The 20,675-nt window shown below is 41.1% G+C and carries 24 protein-coding genes and 2 other annotated features; all 24 genes read left to right on the forward strand.

The window, feature by feature from the left end:
* Positions 1 to 162: 162 nt before the first annotated feature.
* The 24 genes from BA79_RS15955 to BA79_RS16065 all read left to right on the forward strand — a co-directional run bounded on the left by BA79_RS15955 (position 163) and on the right by BA79_RS16065 (position 20,434).
* Positions 163 to 627: a CtsR family transcriptional regulator gene (locus tag BA79_RS15955; protein ID WP_003217184.1), complete on the forward strand. Its 465-nt coding sequence runs from the start codon at positions 163 to 165 to the stop codon at positions 625 to 627.
* 14 nt (positions 628 to 641) lie between these two features.
* Complete coding sequence (mcsA, locus tag BA79_RS15960) at positions 642 to 1,199, forward strand: protein-arginine kinase activator protein McsA (RefSeq protein ID WP_007496258.1); 558 nt, start codon at positions 642 to 644, stop codon at positions 1,197 to 1,199.
* A 4-nt stretch (positions 1,200 to 1,203) separates the two neighbouring features.
* Positions 1,204 to 2,295, forward strand: a complete 1,092-nt coding sequence (mcsB, locus tag BA79_RS15965; RefSeq protein WP_035703894.1) for a protein-arginine kinase McsB — start codon at positions 1,204 to 1,206, stop codon at positions 2,293 to 2,295.
* Positions 2,292 to 4,727: an ATP-dependent protease ATP-binding subunit ClpC gene (gene clpC, locus BA79_RS15970; protein ID WP_007496263.1), complete on the forward strand. Its 2,436-nt coding sequence runs from the start codon at positions 2,292 to 2,294 to the stop codon at positions 4,725 to 4,727. The genes mcsB and clpC overlap by 4 nt, the downstream gene beginning before the upstream one ends.
* A gap of 93 nt (positions 4,728 to 4,820) precedes the next feature.
* Positions 4,821 to 6,200, forward strand: a complete 1,380-nt coding sequence (radA, locus tag BA79_RS15975) for a DNA repair protein RadA (RefSeq protein ID WP_017359160.1) — start codon at positions 4,821 to 4,823, stop codon at positions 6,198 to 6,200.
* A gap of 2 nt (positions 6,201 to 6,202) precedes the next feature.
* Positions 6,203 to 7,282 carry a DNA integrity scanning diadenylate cyclase DisA gene (gene disA / locus BA79_RS15980; RefSeq protein WP_007496267.1) on the forward strand — a complete coding sequence of 360 codons (1,080 nt, stop codon included), beginning with the start codon at positions 6,203 to 6,205 and terminating at the stop codon, positions 7,280 to 7,282.
* A 153-nt stretch (positions 7,283 to 7,435) separates the two neighbouring features.
* Positions 7,436 to 8,536: a PIN/TRAM domain-containing protein gene (locus BA79_RS15985; protein ID WP_003217214.1), complete on the forward strand. Its 1,101-nt coding sequence runs from the start codon at positions 7,436 to 7,438 to the stop codon at positions 8,534 to 8,536.
* Positions 8,537 to 8,549: 13 nt separating this feature from the next.
* Positions 8,550 to 9,239 (forward strand): 2-C-methyl-D-erythritol 4-phosphate cytidylyltransferase, encoded by a 690-nt coding sequence (ispD, locus tag BA79_RS15990; RefSeq protein WP_008345432.1) that lies wholly within the window; start codon positions 8,550 to 8,552, stop codon positions 9,237 to 9,239.
* 3 nt (positions 9,240 to 9,242) lie between these two features.
* On the forward strand, positions 9,243 to 9,719 hold the full coding sequence (ispF, locus tag BA79_RS15995) for a 2-C-methyl-D-erythritol 2,4-cyclodiphosphate synthase (RefSeq protein ID WP_007496273.1): 477 nt from the start codon (positions 9,243 to 9,245) through the stop codon (positions 9,717 to 9,719).
* 94 nt (positions 9,720 to 9,813) lie between these two features.
* The gene (gene gltX / locus BA79_RS16000) at positions 9,814 to 11,265 is read left to right on the forward strand and encodes a glutamate--tRNA ligase (RefSeq protein ID WP_035391581.1); all 1,452 of its coding nucleotides are present in this window, start codon (positions 9,814 to 9,816) and stop codon (positions 11,263 to 11,265) included.
* Positions 11,266 to 11,495, forward strand: a binding site (T-box leader).
* Between the two features lie 81 nt (positions 11,496 to 11,576).
* Entirely contained in the window at positions 11,577 to 12,230 is a 654-nt protein-coding gene (gene cysE / locus BA79_RS16005; RefSeq protein WP_017366453.1) for a serine O-acetyltransferase, read from the forward strand.
* Positions 12,227 to 13,627, forward strand: a complete 1,401-nt coding sequence (cysS, locus tag BA79_RS16010) for a cysteine--tRNA ligase (protein WP_008345429.1) — start codon at positions 12,227 to 12,229, stop codon at positions 13,625 to 13,627. Before cysE ends, cysS begins: the two co-directional genes overlap by 4 nt.
* A gap of 3 nt (positions 13,628 to 13,630) precedes the next feature.
* Positions 13,631 to 14,062: a Mini-ribonuclease 3 gene (locus tag BA79_RS16015; RefSeq protein ID WP_008345428.1), complete on the forward strand. Its 432-nt coding sequence runs from the start codon at positions 13,631 to 13,633 to the stop codon at positions 14,060 to 14,062.
* Positions 14,046 to 14,795, forward strand: coding sequence for a 23S rRNA (guanosine(2251)-2'-O)-methyltransferase RlmB (gene rlmB, locus BA79_RS16020; RefSeq protein ID WP_008345427.1), 750 nt, complete (start codon positions 14,046 to 14,048; stop codon positions 14,793 to 14,795). Before BA79_RS16015 ends, rlmB begins: the two co-directional genes overlap by 17 nt.
* Before the next feature lie 2 nt (positions 14,796 to 14,797).
* Positions 14,798 to 15,310, forward strand: coding sequence for a ribosome-dependent mRNA decay endonuclease Rae1/YacP (gene rae1 / locus BA79_RS16025; RefSeq protein ID WP_007496285.1), 513 nt, complete (start codon positions 14,798 to 14,800; stop codon positions 15,308 to 15,310).
* Positions 15,311 to 15,373: 63 nt separating this feature from the next.
* On the forward strand, positions 15,374 to 16,030 hold the full coding sequence (gene sigH, locus BA79_RS16030) for an RNA polymerase sporulation sigma factor SigH (RefSeq protein WP_008345424.1): 657 nt from the start codon (positions 15,374 to 15,376) through the stop codon (positions 16,028 to 16,030).
* 76 nt (positions 16,031 to 16,106) lie between these two features.
* Positions 16,107 to 16,256: a 50S ribosomal protein L33 gene (gene rpmG, locus BA79_RS19265; RefSeq protein ID WP_008356502.1), complete on the forward strand. Its 150-nt coding sequence runs from the start codon at positions 16,107 to 16,109 to the stop codon at positions 16,254 to 16,256.
* Positions 16,257 to 16,290: 34 nt separating this feature from the next.
* Positions 16,291 to 16,467 (forward strand): preprotein translocase subunit SecE, encoded by a 177-nt coding sequence (gene secE / locus BA79_RS16035; protein ID WP_008345422.1) that lies wholly within the window; start codon positions 16,291 to 16,293, stop codon positions 16,465 to 16,467.
* Between the two features lie 171 nt (positions 16,468 to 16,638).
* The gene (gene nusG / locus BA79_RS16040; RefSeq protein ID WP_003217197.1) at positions 16,639 to 17,172 is read left to right on the forward strand and encodes a transcription termination/antitermination protein NusG; all 534 of its coding nucleotides are present in this window, start codon (positions 16,639 to 16,641) and stop codon (positions 17,170 to 17,172) included.
* Positions 17,173 to 17,343: 171 nt separating this feature from the next.
* Complete coding sequence (rplK, locus tag BA79_RS16045; RefSeq protein ID WP_003216956.1) at positions 17,344 to 17,769, forward strand: 50S ribosomal protein L11; 426 nt, start codon at positions 17,344 to 17,346, stop codon at positions 17,767 to 17,769.
* A gap of 99 nt (positions 17,770 to 17,868) precedes the next feature.
* Positions 17,869 to 18,567, forward strand: coding sequence for a 50S ribosomal protein L1 (gene rplA, locus BA79_RS16050; protein WP_007496292.1), 699 nt, complete (start codon positions 17,869 to 17,871; stop codon positions 18,565 to 18,567).
* Positions 18,568 to 18,613: 46 nt separating this feature from the next.
* Positions 18,614 to 18,754, forward strand: a sequence feature (ribosomal protein L10 leader region).
* A 69-nt stretch (positions 18,755 to 18,823) separates the two neighbouring features.
* A complete protein-coding gene (rplJ, locus tag BA79_RS16055) occupies positions 18,824 to 19,324 on the forward strand; it encodes a 50S ribosomal protein L10 (protein WP_007496293.1) in 501 nt (166 codons plus the stop codon).
* Between the two features lie 42 nt (positions 19,325 to 19,366).
* Positions 19,367 to 19,732, forward strand: coding sequence for a 50S ribosomal protein L7/L12 (gene rplL, locus BA79_RS16060; RefSeq protein ID WP_008345418.1), 366 nt, complete (start codon positions 19,367 to 19,369; stop codon positions 19,730 to 19,732).
* A 96-nt stretch (positions 19,733 to 19,828) separates the two neighbouring features.
* The gene (locus tag BA79_RS16065; RefSeq protein ID WP_007496296.1) at positions 19,829 to 20,434 is read left to right on the forward strand and encodes a class I SAM-dependent methyltransferase; all 606 of its coding nucleotides are present in this window, start codon (positions 19,829 to 19,831) and stop codon (positions 20,432 to 20,434) included.
* The last annotated feature ends 241 nt before the right edge of the window (positions 20,435 to 20,675 follow it).

Genomic DNA, 20,675 nt, shown 5'->3' on the forward strand with positions numbered 1-20,675 from the left:
TTCCAATCGGAACTGGTCTTTTTTGTGTTTTTGGGACGTTTGGCACCAGATAAATGTGGAAATAATATTGTTAGTTGAGCGATTATCTTGAAAAATCGATCGAAAAAATTTATAGTAAGATTAAAGTCAAATATAGTCAAAGTCAATGGAGGAGGAGGCGGAGTGGCACAAAATATTTCTGATATCATCGAGCAGTATTTGAAGGAAGTCTTGGATCAGAATGGTCGAGAAATATTAGAAATTAAACGCAATGAAATTGCAGATAAGTTTCAATGCGTACCTTCACAAATTAACTATGTTATCAATACACGCTTTACGAGCGAAAGAGGTTATATCGTCGAAAGTAAGCGTGGCGGCGGTGGCTATATCCGTATCATTAAAGTCAAAATGAATGATGAAGTCGATTTATTGAACAACATTATTTCCCAAATATATCATCGTTTATCACAGGCTGCATCTGATCATATCATCATGCGTCTTGTTGAGAACAACATTTTATCCGAAAGAGAAGCAAAGATGATGATTAGTGTCATGGACCGTTCTGTTTTACACATTGATTTACCTGAACGAGATGAACTGAGAGCTCGGATGATGAAAGCGATGTTAAATGCTTTGAAATTAAAGTAAAGCGGGTGAAAAGATTGATTTGTCAAGAATGCAATGAGAGACCAGCCACTTTTCACTTTACGAAAGTAATAAATGGAGAAAAACAAGAAATGCACATATGTGAACAATGTGCAAAAGAAAACAGTGATTCATATGCTATGAGTGGAAACCAAGGTTTCTCGATTCACAACTTATTATCAGGCTTATTGAATATTGATCCTAGCTTTACCACAAGTGCGAATAAAGGATCATCTATTTTTCAAGAGGCAAGAGAAGTGGATCAATGTCCTAAGTGTGGCTTAACTTTTCAGCAATTCAGGAAAACAGGCCGTTTTGGCTGTGCAGAATGTTATCGAACCTTTGATCAGTATTTAAATCCTGTTTTAAGGAAAGTCCATAGTGGAAATACAGTCCATAATGGAAAAGTCCCTAAACGGATTGCTGGCAGTCTGCATGTTCGCCGGAAACTTGAGTTAATGCAGCAAGAACTGAAGCAGCTGATTGAACAGGAAGAGTTTGAAAAAGCAGCGGAAGTTCGAGATCAAATTCGTGCATTAGAGCATGAGCAATCTCAGCAGAGGGAGGGAGATTAACGACATGTCGCTCCAGCATTTTATTCAAGACGCATTAAGTCAATGGATGAAACAGAAAGGACCAGAAAGTGACATTGTTCTAAGCAGTCGTATTCGACTGGCACGCAATCTAGAGCATGTTCGTTTCCCAACTCAGTTTTCTCAAGAGGAGGCTGAAGCTGTTCTTCAGCAATTCGAGCAAAAGTTTGCGAGCCAGGAAGTGAAGGAAATTGGAAACTTTGTTCTGATTCGAATGAATGACACGCAGCCTTTGGCTAAAAGGGTACTTGTTGAAAAGCATTTGATTAGCCCCAATTTAGCAGAATCAAGATTTGGCGGCTGTTTGCTTTCAGAAAATGAAGAAATCAGTGTCATGCTGAATGAGGAAGACCATATTCGTATTCAATGCTTGTTCCCAGGATTTCAGCTGGCTAATGCACTAAAAGCAGCTAACCAAATAGATGACTGGATTGAAGAGCAAGTGGATTATGCGTTTTCAGAAAAGCGAGGATACTTAACGAGCTGTCCGACCAATGTAGGTACAGGTATTAGGGCTTCAGTCATGATGCACTTACCAGCATTAGCCCTGACAAGACAAATGAATCGCATTATTCCTGCAATTAATCAATTAGGTCTTGTGGTCAGAGGAATTTATGGTGAGGGTAGCGAAGCAATAGGAAACATCTTTCAAATTTCAAATCAAATGACACTGGGTCAATCAGAAGAAGATATTGTAGATGACTTGAATAGTGTGACGGCGCAGCTCATTGAACAAGAGCGATCTGCACGTAAGGCATTATATCAGACGTCTAAAATTGAACTTGAAGACAGAGTGTACCGTTCCTTGGGGATTTTGGCTAATTGTCGCATGATTGAATCTAAGGAAACGGCTAAGTGTTTGTCAGATGTGCGACTTGGAATTGATTTAGGTATCATTAAGGGGCTTTCAAGTAATATACTGAATGAACTCATGATTTTGACACAGCCTGGCTTCCTTCAGCAATATTCAGGAGGAGCCTTGGAACCAAATGAAAGAGATATAAAACGAGCAGCAATTATTAGAGAAAGGCTGCGCTTAGAAATGCATAGGAATGGACAGGAGGATGAAACGATATGATGTTTGGAAGATTCACTGAAAGAGCTCAAAAGGTATTAGCACTTGCACAAGAAGAAGCCATTCGCCTAGGCCATAAGAACATCGGAACAGAGCATATTTTACTTGGTCTTGTACGTGAAGGTGAGGGCATTGCCGCAAAAGCATTAGAAGCACTGGGCCTTGTTTCAGATAAAATCCAAAAAGAAGTCGAGAGCTTGATTGGAAGAGGGCAAGAGGTGTCTCAAGCTATTCCTCATTACACACCTAGAGCGAAGAAGGTTACGGAGCTTTCTATGGATGAAGCGAGAAAGCTGGGTCATTCCTATGTAGGAACAGAACATATTCTTTTAGGTCTTATTCGTGAGGGAGAGGGTGTAGCTGCCCGTGTTTTAAATAACCTCGGAGTAAGCTTAAATAAAGCACGCCAGCAAGTATTGCAGCTTCTAGGCAGCAATGAAACGGGTGCATCTGCGGCAGGATCTAATAGCAATGCCAATACACCAACTTTAGATAGCCTGGCAAGAGACTTAACAGCTATTGCGAAAGAGGACAGCTTGGACCCTGTGATTGGCCGTAGCAAAGAAATCCAGCGTGTCATTGAGGTATTAAGTAGAAGAACAAAGAATAACCCTGTGCTGATTGGAGAGCCTGGTGTTGGTAAAACAGCGATCGCAGAAGGCCTCGCACAGCAAATTATTCACAACGAAGTGCCTGAAATTCTGCGTGATAAACGAGTCATGACACTTGATATGGGAACCGTTGTAGCGGGAACGAAATATCGTGGTGAATTCGAGGATCGTTTGAAAAAAGTCATGGACGAAATCCGTCAGGCTGGAAATATCATTCTCTTCATTGATGAGCTTCATACACTGATTGGTGCAGGAGGAGCAGAGGGTGCGATTGATGCCTCTAATATTCTAAAACCATCTTTAGCACGTGGTGAGCTTCAATGTATCGGGGCAACAACGTTAGATGAGTACCGTAAATATATTGAAAAAGATGCTGCACTTGAACGTCGATTCCAGCCAATTCAAGTGGATCAGCCGTCTGTTGATGAAAGTATTCAAATTTTAAGAGGGCTTAGAGACCGTTATGAAGCACATCACCGTGTGTCTATTACAGATGAAGCCATTGAGGCGGCGGTAAAGCTTTCTGATCGTTATATCTCCGATCGTTTCCTTCCAGATAAGGCGATCGACTTAATTGATGAGGCGGGTTCAAAAGTTCGCTTACGTTCTTTCACAACACCGCCTAATCTAAAGGAACTTGAGCAAAAGCTGGATGAAGTACGCAAGGAAAAGGATGCAGCTGTTCAAAGTCAGGAATTTGAAAAAGCCGCTTCTCTTCGTGATACGGAGCAACGTTTGCGTGAAAAGGTAGAAGTGACGAAGAAATCTTGGAAAGAAAAGCAGGGGCAAGAGAATTCAGAGGTTTCTGTTGATGATATTGCAATGGTTGTTTCTAGCTGGACGGGAGTACCTGTTTCAAAAATTGCTCAAACAGAAACAGATAAGCTTCTAAACATGGAACAATTGCTCCACTCTCGCGTCATTGGACAGGATGAAGCAGTTGTTGCTGTTGCAAAAGCTGTAAGACGTGCCCGTGCTGGACTAAAAGATCCGAAACGTCCGATTGGCTCCTTTATTTTCTTAGGGCCAACAGGTGTTGGTAAGACTGAGCTTGCAAGAGCACTCGCTGAGTCTATCTTCGGTGATGAAGAAGCGATGATTCGTATTGATATGTCTGAGTACATGGAAAAACACTCGACTTCAAGACTTGTTGGATCACCTCCAGGCTATGTGGGTTATGATGAGGGCGGTCAGCTGACTGAAAAAGTGAGAAGAAAGCCATATTCTGTCGTGCTTCTAGATGAGATTGAAAAGGCGCACCCTGATGTGTTTAATATCTTACTTCAAGTGTTAGAAGATGGTCGTCTCACTGATTCTAAAGGTCGTACTGTTGACTTTAGAAATACGATTTTGATTATGACTTCAAACGTTGGAGCTAGTGAGCTGAAGCGCAATAAATATGTTGGCTTTAACGTGCAGGATGAAAGTCAAAATTACAAAGATATGAAAGGCAAAGTAATGGGTGAGTTGAAACGTGCGTTTAGACCGGAGTTCATCAACCGTATTGATGAAATCATTGTCTTCCACTCACTCGAAAAGAAACATCTAAAAGAGATTGTGTCTCTCATGTCTGATCAATTGACAAAACGACTAAAAGAGCAGGACCTTTCAATTGAATTGACGGAAGCAGCAAAAGCCAAGATTGCCGACGAAGGCGTAGATCTTGAGTATGGTGCTCGTCCGTTAAGAAGAGCGATTCAAAAGCACGTCGAGGATCGACTTTCTGAGGAATTGCTGAAAGGCAATATTGAAAAGGGCCAACATATCGTATTAGATGTAGAAGATGGAGAAATTGTCGTAAAAGCAACGGCTGCTACGAACTAATATAGTAAGAAAAAAGTGTGAGGCATACCAGTAAGTTGGATGCCTCCCTTTACTTATTTTCTGACCAGTATAAGGAGTTGTATTCTTCAATCTATGGCTAAGTCAAAATCAAAATTTATATGCCAATCGTGCGGTTATGAGTCAGCCAAATGGATGGGGAAATGTCCCGGCTGCGGCACTTGGAACAGTATGACAGAAGAGGTCGTTCGTAAAGAGCCGGCAAATCGTCGAAGTGCGTTTAATCATTCTGTTCAAACCATTCAAAAACCTTCACCTATATCTGCAATTGAAACATCCGAAGAACCCCGAATTAAAACGAATTTAGAAGAATTTAACCGAGTATTAGGAAGTGGAATTGTCAAAGGTTCACTCGTTCTTATTGGCGGTGATCCTGGGATTGGGAAGTCCACACTATTATTACAAGTTTCAGCACAGCTATCAGATCAAAATCAGAATGTGTTATACATATCTGGTGAGGAATCAATCAAACAAACGAAGCTTAGGGCGGACCGTCTCGGTATTGAAAGTGCCTCTTTACATGTTTTGGCTGAAACCGATATGGAGTATATAACGTCTGCTATACAAGAGATGAAACCCGCTTTTGTTGTGGTCGATTCAATTCAAACCGTTTATCAAAGCGATATCACGTCAGCTCCTGGATCTGTTTCTCAGGTGAGGGAATGCACTGCCCAGCTGATGAAAATTGCCAAGACGAATGGTATTCCTATTTTTATCGTTGGTCACGTGACGAAGGAAGGCTCGATTGCTGGGCCGCGCCTTTTAGAGCATATGGTAGATACAGTTCTTTATTTTGAAGGGGAGCGTCATCATACGTTTCGTATTTTAAGGGCAGTGAAAAACCGTTTTGGTTCAACGAATGAATTAGGAATTTTTGAAATGAGAGAGGAAGGGCTCACAGAGGTATTAAACCCATCAGAAATCTTCTTAGAAGAGCGGTCAGCAGGTGTATCTGGATCGTGTGTTGTTGCCTCAATGGAAGGAACAAGACCTGTTCTAGTGGAGATACAAGCACTTATTTCACCGACGAGCTTTGGGAATCCACGGAGAATGGCTACTGGCCTTGATCATAACCGAGTGTCATTGCTTATGGCCGTTTTAGAAAAACGGGTAGGGCTGCTGCTGCAAAACCAAGATGCCTATTTAAAGGTCGCAGGTGGTGTGAAACTTGATGAACCAGCGATTGACTTGGCTATTGCCGTTAGTATTGCATCAAGCTTTAAAGATGCAGCGCCGCATCAAGCAGATTGCTTTATAGGAGAAGTGGGTCTGACGGGAGAAGTCAGAAGAGTATCAAGAATTGAACAGCGTGTGCAGGAAGCTGCTAAACTAGGATTTAAGCGAATGTTTATTCCTCAGGCGAATATAGATGGATGGAAAAAACCGAGAGGGATTGAGTTAGTCGGTGTAGAAAATGTAGCAGAGGCACTTCGTATTTCACTAGGGGGATCATAGAAATGGAAAAAGAGAAAAAAGGAGCGAGAGAAGTCGATCTCTTAGATATTGTCCAGTTTGTGGCACCGGGGACACCCCTGCGGGCAGGGATTGAAAACGTCCTAAGAGCCAATACTGGAGGGCTCATTGTTGTTGGTTATAACGATAAAGTGAAAAGTGTGGTAGATGGAGGATTTCATATTAATTCTGCATTCTCCCCAGCACATTTATATGAATTGGCGAAGATGGATGGGGCGATTATTTTAAGTGACTCTGGTCAAAAAATCTTGTATGCGAATACACAGCTCATGCCGGATGCAACCATTCATTCATCAGAAACAGGCATGAGACACCGAACGGCTGAACGTGTAGCAAAGCAGACAGGCTGCTTAATCATTGCCATTTCTGAACGTCGGAACGTCATTACCTTATACCAAGGGAATCGACGATATACGCTGAAAGATATTGGTTTTATTTTGACGAAGGCCAACCAAGCGATACAAACACTTGAGAAATATAAAACCATTTTAGATCATGCCATTTCTGCGTTAAGCGCCTTAGAATTTGAAGAGCTTGTGACCTTTGGTGATGTATTATCCGTGCTGCATCGTTATGAAATGGTACTTAGAATCAAAAATGAAATCAATATGTATATCAAAGAGCTTGGGACAGAAGGACACTTGATCCGTCTGCAAGTCAATGAGCTGATTACAGATATGGAGCAGGAAGCGGCGTTATTTATTAAAGATTACGTGAAAGAAAAGATCAAAGATCCATATGTGCTGCTGAAACAGCTCCAAGATATGTCGAGCTTTGAACTTTTAGATGATTCAATTTTGTACAAGTTACTCGGCTATCCAGCATCTACAAATATTGACGAATATGTGTACACTAGAGGATACAGATTACTTCATAAAATCCCTAGACTGCCTATGCCAATCGTTGAAAACGTGGTCGAAGCATTTGGTGTGCTAGATCGAATTATGGAAGCGGATGTACAAGATTTGGATGAAGTAGAAGGAATTGGAGAAGTAAGAGCGAAAAAGATAAAAAAAGGATTAAAAAGACTGCAAGAAAAACATTATATCGACCGTCAGCTATAAAAAGAGAAATTTTTCTTAAATACGGTTAAAAATGGATGAATATGGGTATATTAATGATGGTTTTGTTTTCTGTTCATGATGATAGGAAACTTAAGCATATATCAATGTCAGATGAAGGTGGATTGACAGATGAAAAATAAAGGAGGTGAAGGTATGTTAAAAAGAATCGTTCAGGCGTTTTTTATCATTTTCGGTGCAGTTGTAGGGATTTTTATCATTCCAGAGTTATTTCTGCTGTTAAATGTGAAGGACATACCTTTCATAACAAATGCTTACTCTTCAGCACTAATAGGAGCCGCTGTGTTCTTTATCATTGGTAAATGGTGCACAGGCTATGTGGTTAATTGGGTGAAATGGATCGAGGATTCTCTATTGAAGGCGCCTCTTCCTGATCTTATATCTGGAAGTTTCGGTTTAGTATTTGGACTTATTCTAGCATATCTTATTGTAAACGTGATCCCGCTAAACAATATCCCATATCATATTTTTGGTACCATTATTCCGATTTTCCTGGCTTTCTTTTTAGGATACCTTGGATTTCAGGTAGGGTTTAAGAAGAAGGATGAAATGATGGGGCTGTTCTCCCGATCTGCAAAGGTCACAAAGAAAAAAGGAGCAGCTGATGATGAACCTGAAATAGAAGATAAAAAGCTGAAAATTTTAGACACAAGTGTTATCATTGATGGAAGAATCGCAGATATTTGTCAAACTGGATTCCTAGAAGGTGTGATGGTCATTCCTCAATTTGTACTCGAGGAATTACAGCATATTGCAGACTCTTCTGATGTATTAAAGAGAAATAGAGGCCGAAGAGGTCTTGATATTTTAAATCGTATCCAAAAAGAACTGGATATTAAAGTTGAAATTTACGAAGGTGACTTTGAGGATATTCAAGAGGTTGACAGCAAGCTTGTGAAACTCGCTAAGTTAACTTCAGGTGTTGTTGTGACAAATGATTTTAATTTAAATAAAGTATGCGAACTTCAAAAAGTAGCAGTGTTAAACATCAATGATCTAGCCAATGCAGTCAAACCGGTTGTACTGCCTGGGGAAGAAATGAAGGTACAGGTCATCAAAGATGGGAAAGAGCATAACCAAGGTGTTGCTTACTTAGATGACGGTACAATGATTGTGGTCGAAGAAGGACGCAATTATATTGGAAAAGACATTGATGTGCTCGTCACGAGTGTGCTGCAAACTGCTGCTGGAAGAATGATTTTTGCGAAGCCAAAACTTCTGGAGAAGGCGCTCTAAAGGGAGAACGAACATGTATTATGAAGTAGTTATTCCGGCTGCGGGGCAGGGGAAGCGAATGAAGGCCGGCCGCAATAAACTTTTTATTGAATTGAAAAGAATGCCGGTCATCATCCACACACTGAAGGTGTTTGACGCTCATTCACAATGCAGACGCATGATCTTAGCGATCAATGAGGAAGAGCGTCGTGACTTTGAAAGGCTACTGAAGGTACACGCTTTTCAAACGCCTGTTTCACTTGTCACTGGCGGTGAAGAACGGCAGCAAAGTGTATACGAAGGATTGAAGGCTGTGCAAGATGCGGACATCGTGCTTGTTCATGATGGCGCAAGGCCTTTTATTAAGCATACACAGATTGACTTGCTCGTTAAAGCAGCGATTGAAAAAGGCTCCGCAGTCGTAGCGGTACCAGTGAAAGACACAATCAAACGCGTTCAAGAAGGCAAAGTGGAACAAACCATTGAACGTCAGAGCTTGTGGGCAGTCCAGACCCCACAAGCTTTTCGTCATTCTATTTTAAAAGAAGCGCATGAACATGCGGAGCGGACAGGCTTTCTTGGAACAGATGACGCCAGTCTTGTGGAACAATTACACGGTGAGAGTGTGTATATTGTCCAAGGAGACTATACCAATATTAAACTGACAACACCGGATGATTTATTGGTTGCTAAGGCAATTATGGATGCGGAAAGAGGGTACTAGAACATGTTTAGAATAGGACAAGGTTTTGATGTACATCAATTAACAGAGGGAAGACCTCTTATTATTGGCGGTGTGACGATCCCTTATGAAAAGGGTCTACTTGGGCATTCAGATGCGGATGTACTGCTTCATACTGTGGCGGATGCCTGCCTAGGTGCGATTGCAGAAGGAGATATCGGCAGACATTTCCCAGACACGGATCCTGAGTTTAAAGATGCAGACTCTTTTAAATTACTTCAGCACGTGTGGGCACTTGTAAAAGAAAAAGGCTATACACTGGTGAATATCGATTGCACGATCATGGCGCAAAAACCAAAGATGGCACCATACATTCAGCCAATGTGTGAGAAAATCGCAGAAGCCCTTGAGGCAGATGTCACACAGGTGAATGTCAAAGCAACAACGACAGAGAAACTTGGATTTACAGGAAGAGGCGAAGGAATTGCCTCTCAAGCAACCGTACTTCTTCAGAAAAAGTAAAATCCATTTTGATGAGAATGGGTTTTGATGATAAAATACGTTTATAAAAAATTGGTGTCAGACAACATGATGCAGATGAAAGGAAGTTAAACTCATGGGAAATGAAGTGCGTGTTCGTTATGCACCGAGTCCAACTGGTCATTTACATATTGGGAATGCTAGAACGGCTCTTTTCAACTATTTGTTCGCACGCAGCCAAGGCGGCAAATTTATTATTCGAATCGAGGATACGGATCAAAAGCGTAATGTAGAAGGCGGAGAAGAAAGCCAGCTTCGCCACCTGCAGTGGCTCGGAATTGATTGGGATGAGAGCATTGATAAAGATGGGGGCTACGGTCCTTACAGACAATCAGAGCGTAATGATATTTACAAAAAATATTATGACGAGCTGCTAGAGAAAGATTTGGCGTATAAGTGCTATTGTACGGCTGAAGAACTAGAAGAAGAGCGTGAAGCACAAATTGCCCGCAGTGAAATGCCTCGATACTCTGGTAAATGCAGTCATTTATCAAAAGAAGAAGAGGACAAGCTGATTGCTGAAGGAAGAGAGCCAAGCATCCGCTTCCGAGTGCCTAAAGGAGAAATCATCAAATTTGACGATATGGTCAAAGGCGAGATTTCATTTGAAACAGACGGCATCGGTGACTTTGTTATTGTGAAGAAAGATGGTACACCAACGTATAACTTCGCTGTAGCGGTGGATGATCATTTGATGAAAATGACTCACATTCTTCGTGGTGAGGATCACATTTCGAATACACCTAAACAAATTATGGTCTTCAATGCATTTGGCTGGGATGTTCCGCTGTTCGGACATATGACGCTGATTGTAAACGAGAACCGCAAGAAATTAAGCAAGCGTGATGAATCAATTATCCAGTTCATCGAACAGTATAAGAACTTGGGCTATTTACCAGAAGCTTTGTTTAACTTCATTGCACTACTTGGGTGGTCTCCAGTTGGTGAAGAGGAACTATTTACAAAAGAGCAGTTCATCGATATTTTCGATGTCAATCGACTTTCTAAGTCACCAGCTCTCTTCGATATGCATAAACTAAAATGGGTGAATAACCAATACGTAAAAGCACTTGATCTTGATCAAGTTGTGGCACTTACACTTCCACATCTTCAAAAGGCAGGCAAGGTAAGCGAGCAGCTGTCAGAAGAAGAAAACACGTGGGTGCGCAAACTCATTTCTCTATACCACGAGCAATTGAGCTACGGAGCAGAAATTGTTGAGTTAACAGAGTTGTTCTTTAAGGAACAAATTGAGTATAATCAAGAGGCAAAGGAAGTTCTTGCAGAAGAGCAAGTACCAGAAGTGATGGCTTCGTTTGCAGGTCAGCTTGAACGTCTTGAGTCTTTCACACCTGATGAAATCAAGGCTGCCATTAAAGCTGTGCAAAAAGAAACAGGGCATAAAGGTAAGAAACTATTCATGCCAATTCGTGTGGCTGTCACTGGACAAACGCATGGCCCAGAGCTTCCGCAAAGTATTGAACTACTAGGTAAAGAGACGGTATTAAACCGCATTAAACAAATATAAGGAAAATCGTTGCGAGGGAGAAGTACAATGTTTTCGCCTATCACAGAAAGAGTCTTCACCGGCTGAAAGAGACTTATGGGCAGACGTTGGAAATGCACCCTCAAGACCCTTGAGGAACACGTATGTTAGTATGCAAGGGCGGTACCCTCCGTTATGGGATGAAGTTGAGAAGGCTGCGAAATGAGGGCTTTCTAAACAGAGTGGAACCGCGTTTTCAAAACGTCTCTGTCATATGGCAGAGGCGTTTTTTATTTGTCCAAAAAAGAGAGCAAGTCCTAAGAGAGATTGATGGGGAAGAACGGGGGGAGCATGTGTTTTTCAAAATGCTGAAAGAAGATATTGATACTGTGTTTGATCAAGATCCTGCTGCTAGAAGCTATCTTGAAGTAGTGCTAACCTATTCAGGGCTTCATGCGATTTGGGCTCATCGTGTTGCGCATGCATTTTACAAGCGTAAGCTGTATTTTCTTGCGCGGATCATTTCTCAGGTCAGCCGGTTTTTCACAGGGGTTGAGATTCACCCAGCAGCAACCATCGGCCGGCGGTTCTTTATTGATCACGGCATGGGCGTCGTGATTGGGGAAACATGTGAAATTGGCGATAACGTCACTGTTTTCCAAGGCGTGACATTAGGGGGAACAGGGAAAGAAAAGGGAAAGCGGCATCCAACTATTTTGGACGATGCGCTGATTGCGACTGGTGCTAAGGTGCTCGGTTCCATTACCGTAGGAAAAGGGTCCAAGATTGGTGCGGGGTCTGTTGTGTTAAAAGACGTACCAGACCATTCTACTGTTGTAGGTATACCTGGGCGAGTGGTCGTTCAAAATGGAAAGAAAATCAATCGTGATCTCAATCATCAAGATTTGCCAGATCCCGTTTCTGATCGTTTCAAAGAATTGGAGCGAGAAATGGAAAAGCTAAAACGTGAGCTGGCTTCATTGAGCAGAAAGGAAGAACAATCATGACAATCAATATTTATAATACATTGACACGTAAGAAAGAAGAGTTTGTCCCACTTGAACCAGGAAAGGTGAAAATGTATGTATGCGGACCAACCGTGTATAACTACATTCATATCGGGAATGCAAGACCGGCCATTGTATATGACACGGTACGTAAGTATTTAGAATATAGCGGCTATGATGTGAATTTCGTATCCAACTTTACTGATGTGGATGATAAACTCATCAAAGCAGCAAATGAATTAGGCGAAGATGTCCCAACGATTGCTGATCGATTTATCCAAGCATACTTTGAGGACGTCAGTGCATTAGGCTGCAAAAAAGCAGACCTTCACCCACGAGTGACAGAAAATATGGATGATATCATTGCGTTTATCGCCACATTGATTGAAAAAGGCTACGCCTATGAAGCAGATGGTGACGTGTATTACAGCACACGCTCATTTGAAGGCTACGGAAAACTGTCTCACCAATCGATTGATGAATTAAAGACAGGTGCCCGTATTCGTGTAGGTGAAAAGAAAAGGGATGCACTCGACTTTGCATTATGGAAGGCCGCAAAGGATCAGGAGATTTCTTGGGATAGCCCGTGGGGCGAAGGGCGGCCAGGCTGGCACATCGAGTGCTCTGCGATGGTCAAAAAATATTTAGGCGATACGATTGACATTCATGCTGGCGGACAGGATTTAACGTTCCCTCATCACGAGAATGAGATTGCTCAATCTGAGGCTTTGACAGGAAAACCTTTTGCGAAGTATTGGATGCATAACGGGTATATTAATATTGAGAATGAAAAAATGTCAAAATCACTTGGGAACTTTGTGCTCGTACATGACATTATTAAAGAACAAGATCCAGATGTGCTTCGTTTCTTTATGCTGTCGGTTCACTATCGTCATCCAATCAATTACTCCATTGACTTATTGGAAAGTACAAAGAGTGCATTTAACAGACTCAAAACATCTTATTCAAATCTACATCATCGCCTTGAGAGCAGTACCAATTTAACAGAGGATAACACTGAATGGTTGACAAAGATTGAAGAGCAGCGAGCGACATTTATTTCTGAAATGAATGATGACTTCAATACGGCAAATGCCATCTCTGTTTTATTTGAACTAGCGAAACAAGCGAATTACTATATGGAAAATGATCATACTTCCGAGGAAGTGATCAAGGCATTTATTGGCTTGTTCCAAGAAATCACATCCGTCCTCGGCTTCTCACTAGAAGAAAAGCACACGCTTGACGAAGAGGTAGAAGCATTAATTGAGAAGCGGAATGAAGCTAGAAGGAATCGTGACTTCGCATTGTCTGATCAAATTCGTGACCAGTTAAAGAGCATGAATATTGTATTGGAGGATACTCCTCAAGGTACGCGCTGGAAAAGAGGAGAATAGGTCATGTTGAATTTTGAAAAGCTGAAAGACGGAAAACAGTTGAACGGACTTGCGCTTGCTTATATGGGTGATGCCATTTTTGAAGTATACGTGAGGCATCACCTCCTCCAAACGGGGGCGACCAAACCAAATGAGCTTCATAAACGTGCAAGTAAGATCGTTTCAGCTAAATCTCAGGCCGCTATTTTATTTGAGCTTCAGCAGAAGGGCTTTTTCACAGAAGCGGAAGAAGCGGTGCTGAAAAGAGGAAGAAATGCAAAATCAGGCACAGTGCCTAAAAACACAGACGTTCAAACGTATCGTTATAGTACAGCGTTTGAAGCGCTCATGGGTTATTTATTTATTGAGAAGCAGGACGAACGCTTAGAAGAGTTGATTAGTCAGGCGATTGAAATCGGAACGTCAGGGAGGAAGACAAATGAGTCAGCAACATGATTATGTGATTGGGAAAAATGCAGTGATTGAAACACTGAAGTCAGATCGGGAGTTATACAAGCTCTGGATGGCAGAAAACACTGTAAAAGGACAAGCCCAACAGGTCATTGAACTCGCGAAAAAGCAAAATATCACCATTCAGTATGTTCCGAGGAAAAAGCTTGATCAGATGGTAACAGGTCAGCACCAGGGAATCGTTGCACAAGTAGCAGCATATGAATATGCAGAATTGGACGATCTGTATCAAATTGCTGAAAAGCGGAATGAACAACCATTTTTCATCATCTTAGATGAAATTGAAGATCCGCACAATTTAGGGTCGATCATGCGTACGGCCGATGCTGTTGGTGCACATGGAATCGTCATTCCAAAACGACGAGCGGTAGGCTTGACGACAACTGTTGCGAAAGCATCTACTGGAGCCATTGAACATATCCCGGTCGCAAAAGTAACCAATCTTTCCAGAGCTCTTGATGAAATGAAGGAAAGAGGAATCTGGGTGGCAGGGACAGATGCATCTGCGAAGCAGGACTACAGACAATTTGACGGCACGATGCCTCTCGCTCTTGTCATCGGCAGTGAAGGAAAAGGAATTGGCCGATTGATTAAGGAAAAATGTGATTTCTTGATTAAATTGCCAATGGCCGGGCAGGTCACTTCATTAAATGCATCAGTTGCCGCTAGTCTATTGATGTATGAAGTGTATCGAAAACGTTATCCGTTAGGAGAATAGAGATGGACATCCTCTTAGTCGATGGATACAACATGATAGGTGCATGGCCTCGTTTGCAGCACTTAAAAGAAAACAGCTTTGAAGAAGCCAGAGACGTGCTGATTCAACATTTAGCAGAATATCAAGCATATACAGGGTATCGAGTCATTGTCGTATTCGATGCCCATATGGTCAAAGGAATCGAAAAGAAGCGGACAAACCACCGAGTAGAGGTCATCTTTACAAGAGAAAATGAAACGGCTGATGAGCGGATTGAAAAACTGGCACAAGACTTGAATAACATTCGGACGCAAATTCATGTGGCGACCTCTGATTATACAGAACAATGGGCGATTTTTGGACAGGGTGCACTTCGTAAGTCAGCACGAGAGCTCTTAAGAGAGATAGAAGTGATTGAACGAAAGATTGAAACACGTGTCAAAAAGATTACTTCTGATAAACCAGCATCCAAAATTGAATTGTCAGAAGATGTATTGAAAACGTTTGAAAAATGGCGGCGGGGAAACTTGGAATAGCTTGACGATATTTCAACCATTATTGTATAATATTTCTATCTAGGTGCGGTCGGGGGGATCGAAGTGAATCTAAACAACAGCAAGGGTAAGTCCATCAGAGAGCAATTTTGCCAGTTGGAAGATGAACAAGTCATTGAAAGGGTTCATGTCGGAGATAGTGATGCGCTAGATTATTTAATAACGAAATACCGCAATTTTGTACGTGCGAAAGCAAGATCTTATTTCTTGATTGGAGCGGATCGAGAGGACATTGTCCAAGAGGGGATGATCGGACTTTATAAGTCTATCCGCGATTTCAGAGAGGACAAGCTTACTTCATTTAAGGCTTTTGCAGAATTATGTATTACCCGCCAAATTATCACCGCAATTAAAACAGCTACTCGCCAAAAACATATCCCGTTAAATTCCTATGTATCATTAGACAAGCCGATATACGATGAAGAATCGGACAGAACATTATTGGACGTCATTTCCGGTGCTAAAGCGCTTAACCCAGAAGATTTAATCATTAGCAAAGAAGAATTTGATGATATTGAAATGAAAATGGGTGAATTACTAAGCGAGCTGGAAAGAAAGGTACTTGTGCTTTATCTTGATGGTAGGTCCTATCAGGAGATTTCTGAAGATTTAAACCGTCATGTGAAATCAATTGATAACGCACTCCAAAGAGTAAAGAGAAAATTAGAGAAATATTTAGAGCTGCGCGAGATCAGTCTCTAATCAAACCTATATTGACAGCTTTTTCGACACTGTGATAAGGTACTAAGGAAATGATGTCGAGAAAATAGGTGTAAATATGAGGAAAAAGATTACTCTAGCCTGTAAAGACTGCGGAAGCCGCAATTATACGACAATGAAAAGTGTTGCTTCAGCAGCTGAAAGATTAGAAGTTAAGAAATATTGCAAGACTTGTAATTCACATAAAACACATTTAGAAACGAAGTAGGATTTGCGTTCTTTAATCTGTGGAGGTCTTTTACATGCGTATTATCAGTTTCTTAAAAAGTGTCGGGAAAGAAATGAAAAAGGTCAGCTGGCCAAAGAAAAACGAAATGGTCCGCTACACGATCACTGTTATTTTAACAGTCGTATTTTTTGCCATCTTTTTCTCTTTTCTTGATATAGGAATCTCACAATTAATCGAATTAATTCATTAATACTTGAATAATGGTCTGCTGAACGTGCTATAATAGATCATAATATGACTTGCCAAAAAACCCGTTTTACGGGTTTTTTCAATTGCTTGAAAATATTTACCGGTACTCGAGATTCGTCAAATAGACATTATGAAATGTGGGGAGGGAAGGACTAAATAGTCCTGAACGAAAATGGAAAAGAATTGGTATGTTGTGCATACGTACTCTGGCTATGAGAACAAAGTGAAAGCGAACTTGGAAAAGCGTGTTGAATCAATGGGCATGCAGGATAAAATTTTCCGCGTTGTTGTACCAGAAGAAGAAGAAACGGACATTAAAAACGGTAAGAAAAAAGTAGTGAAAAAGAAAGTATTCCCTGGATATGTGCTAGTAGAAATCGTCATGACTGACGATTCTTGGTATGTCGTTCGTAATACACCAGGTGTGACAGGATTCGTTGGATCAGCTGGATCAGGTTCTAAGCCGACAGCGTTATTACCTGGCGAAGCAGAAACCATTCTGAAGAGAATGGGACTTGAAGAGCGCAAGACAGAAATTGACTTTGAACTAAAAGAAACAGTCAAGGTCATCGATGGACCATTTGCTAACTTCACAGGCTCTATCGAAGAGATTGATTATGATAAAAGCAAAGTCAAAGTATTCGTTAATATGTTTGGTAGAGAAACTCCTGTGGAACTTGAGTTCACACAGATCGATAAATTGTAATTTAAAAGAGCTTGAAATGAGTGTATAGAAGTGGTAATATAGCAAAGGTACGTCTTGAGTTCGCTCAAGATCGCTAGCTAGTTATTTCGTCATTCATATAAAGAATGAAGTTGTTGAGTGGGAGGGGGATTCCCCTATTACCACATCACGGACTTTAAGGAGGTGTGTCTCGTGGCTAAAAAAGTAGTTAAAGTTGTTAAATTGCAAATTCCTGCTGGAAAAGCTAACCCAGCTCCACCAGTTGGACCTGCACTAGGTCAAGCCGGTGTTAATATCATGGGATTCTGTAAGGAGTTTAACGCTCGTACAGCTGACCAAGCTGGTCTTATCATTCCTGTTGAAATTTCGGTTTTTGAAGACCGTTCATTTACATTTATTACTAAAACTCCACCTGCTGCAGTTTTACTTAAAAAAGCAGCTGGTATTGAGTCTGGTTCTGGTGAACCTAACCGTAATAAAGTGGCAACTGTTAAGCGTGATAAAGTACGCGAAATCGCGGAAACAAAAATGCCTGACTTAAACGCTGCTAGCGTTGAATCAGCTATGCGCATGGTTGAAGGTACTGCACGCAGTATGGGTATTGTCATCGAAGATTAATTTTTTGTCTTGTTGGGTTGCGAGTTTGGTTTTGACAAGTTCGCAACCCTTATTCGTGGGAGGTTATTCCGCTAAAACCACATAAGGAGGATTTTTATAATGGCTAAAAAAGGTAAAAAGTATGTAGAAGCTGCTAAGCTAATCGAACGTACTAAAGCGTATGATGTAGCTGAAGCTGTTTCTCTTACAAAAAAAGCAAATACAGCGAAATTTGATGCGACTGTAGAAGTTGCTTTTCGTTTGGGCGTAGACCCTCGTAAAAACGATCAACAAATCCGCGGTGCAGTTGTACTTCCTAACGGAACTGGTAAAACTCAACGCGTTCTTGTGTTCGCTAAAGGCGAAAAAGCAAAAGAAGCAGAAGCTGCTGGAGCAGACTACGTTGGAGATTCTGATTACATCACTAAAATCCAACAAGGCTGGTTCGAATTCGATGTAATCGTTGCGACACCTGACATGATGGGTGAAGTTGGTAAGATCGGTCGTGTACTTGGACCAAAAGGTCTTATGCCAAACCCTAAAACAGGAACTGTAACTTTCGAAGTTGAAAAAGCAATCAATGAAATCAAAGCTGGTAAAGTAGAATACCGCGTTGATAAAGCTGGTAACATCCACGCGCCAATCGGAAAGGTTTCTTTCGAGGACGAAAAGCTTGTTGAGAACTTTGCAACAATCTATGACACAATCCTTAAAGCGAAACCTGCAGCGGCTAAAGGTGTATACGTGAAAAACGTTTCTGTTACATCTACTATGGGCCCTGGCGTGAAAGTGGACCCATCTTCTTTCTCTGCAAAATAATTCTTGACTTGTCACAACCGTTTTGATAATATCAAAATGTTGTAAAATAGAATAATCATTTATACCGTAGACAGCAGGGGCCTTATGGCTTAATTAACCCGCCGAGGTGTATATGTCACAGTCTTACGTTAACGTATGCTTGTATATACAGCCTCCATGTCTTAATGGAGGCTTTTTATATGGAGAACCGTTCGTTAGGAACGTGATGGCCTGATCGGTATAAGTGTTACACAAAGAATGTACAGGAGGTGTAACCATGAGCAATGCAATCGATACTAAAAAAGTTGTCGTTGATGAAATTACTTCTAAATTTAAAGACAGTTTGTCTACTGTAATCGTAGATTACCGCGGTCTTTCAGTTTCTGAAGTGACTGAACTTCGTAAACAGCTTCGTGATGCTGGTGTAGAATTCAAAGTTTACAAAAATACTTTGACTCGCCGTGCAGTTGAACAAGTTGAACTAACGGGTTTAAACGATTTCTTAACAGGTCCAAACGCTATCGCATTCAGTAACGAAGATGTTATCGCACCTGCGAAAATCATCAACGAATTTGCGAAAAGCCACGAAGCTTTAGAAATCAAAGCTGGTGTTATCGAAGGAAACGTAGCGACTGTAGAAGAAGTGAAGGCTCTTGCGGAACTTCCGTCTCGCGAAGGCTTACTATCTATGTTGCTTAGCGTTCTTCAAGCTCCAGTTCGTAACCTTGCTCTTGCTACTAAAGCAGTTGCAGATCAAAAAGAAGAACAAGGCGCTTAATGCGTACTTGACGTAAAAAACTTAAAAATGGAGGAATTACAAATGGCTTTAAATATCGAAGAAATCATTGCTTCAGTTAAAGAAGCAACTGTACTTGAGTTAAACGACTTAGTAAAAGCAATCGAAGAAGAATTTGGCGTAACTGCTGCTGCTCCTGTAGCTGTAGCTGCTGGTGGCGGTGCTGCTGCTGAAGAAAAAACTGATTTTGATCTAGTACTTGCTGGTGCTGGAGACCAAAAAATCAAAGTTATTAAAGTGGTTCGTGAAATCACTGGTCTTGGCTTGAAAGAAGCTAAAGAACTTGTTGACAACACTCCAAAACCACTTAAAGAAGGTATTGCTAAAGAAGAAGCTGAAGAACTTAAAGCTAAGCTTGAAGAAGTTGGCGCTTCTGTAGAAGTTAAGTAATCTTCGCCTAATCTTTTGGGAAAGCTCGCTTTTACTGGCGGGCTTTTTCTTTTCTAATCTCCTGAAACGATTGAATCCAGAGGAGGTCCATTCACCATGAGTGACCACTATTATACGGAAAAGCCATCAGTGAAAAGCAATAAACAGACATGGGACTTCACCTTGAGAAACCGTAGCTTTACTTTTACAAGTGACAGTGGAGTGTTTTCTAAGAAAGAAGTCGACTATGGTTCAAGGCTTTTAATTGAAGCTTTTGAAGAACCTGACTTGGATGGCGACGTCTTAGATGTCGGTTGCGGTTATGGACCGATCGGCTTATCGTTAGCAAACGAAATGACAGGCCGCACCATTCATATGATTGATGTGAACGAAAGAGCAGTCGAACTTTCAAAGGAAAACGCTAAGCATAATCGCATTGATAATGTCCGCATCTATCAAAGTGATTTGTTCTCGAATGTTCATTCATCAGCTGCTTTTGCCTCTATACTGACCAATCCCCCAATACGGGCAGGGAAGAAAGTAGTACATGCGATCTTTGAAAAAAGTGCTGATCATTTATTGCCGGAAGGTGAGTTGTGGGTGGTTATTCAGAAAAAACAAGGTGGACCATCTGCGATTGAGAAATTAGAGCAACTTTTTGGAGAAGTGACGGTCGTTATGAAAAAAAAGGGCTACTATATTATCAAAGCTAAAAAAGTTTGACGCAGTTTCCTAGCTGTGTTAACATTATAAAATGCCAATGTGTATATTTTGCTTGATAGGCTTAAAAAACAACTATTTTGTATAAATTATGCATACTTGGGAAAACTAATAAAATCGGTATTTGTTTTTGGATGTGGTTTTCTTATTTTAGAAACCCTTTTTTCTTTTGTCTTGTAAAAGTATTTCTTTACTGACATTTGAAAGACAGAAATACTTTTTACACATATAATACGCATGATTT

It is taken from the genome of Bacillus altitudinis 41KF2b, assembly GCF_000691145.1.
GTDB classification, from domain to species: Bacteria; Bacillota; Bacilli; order Bacillales; family Bacillaceae; genus Bacillus; species Bacillus altitudinis.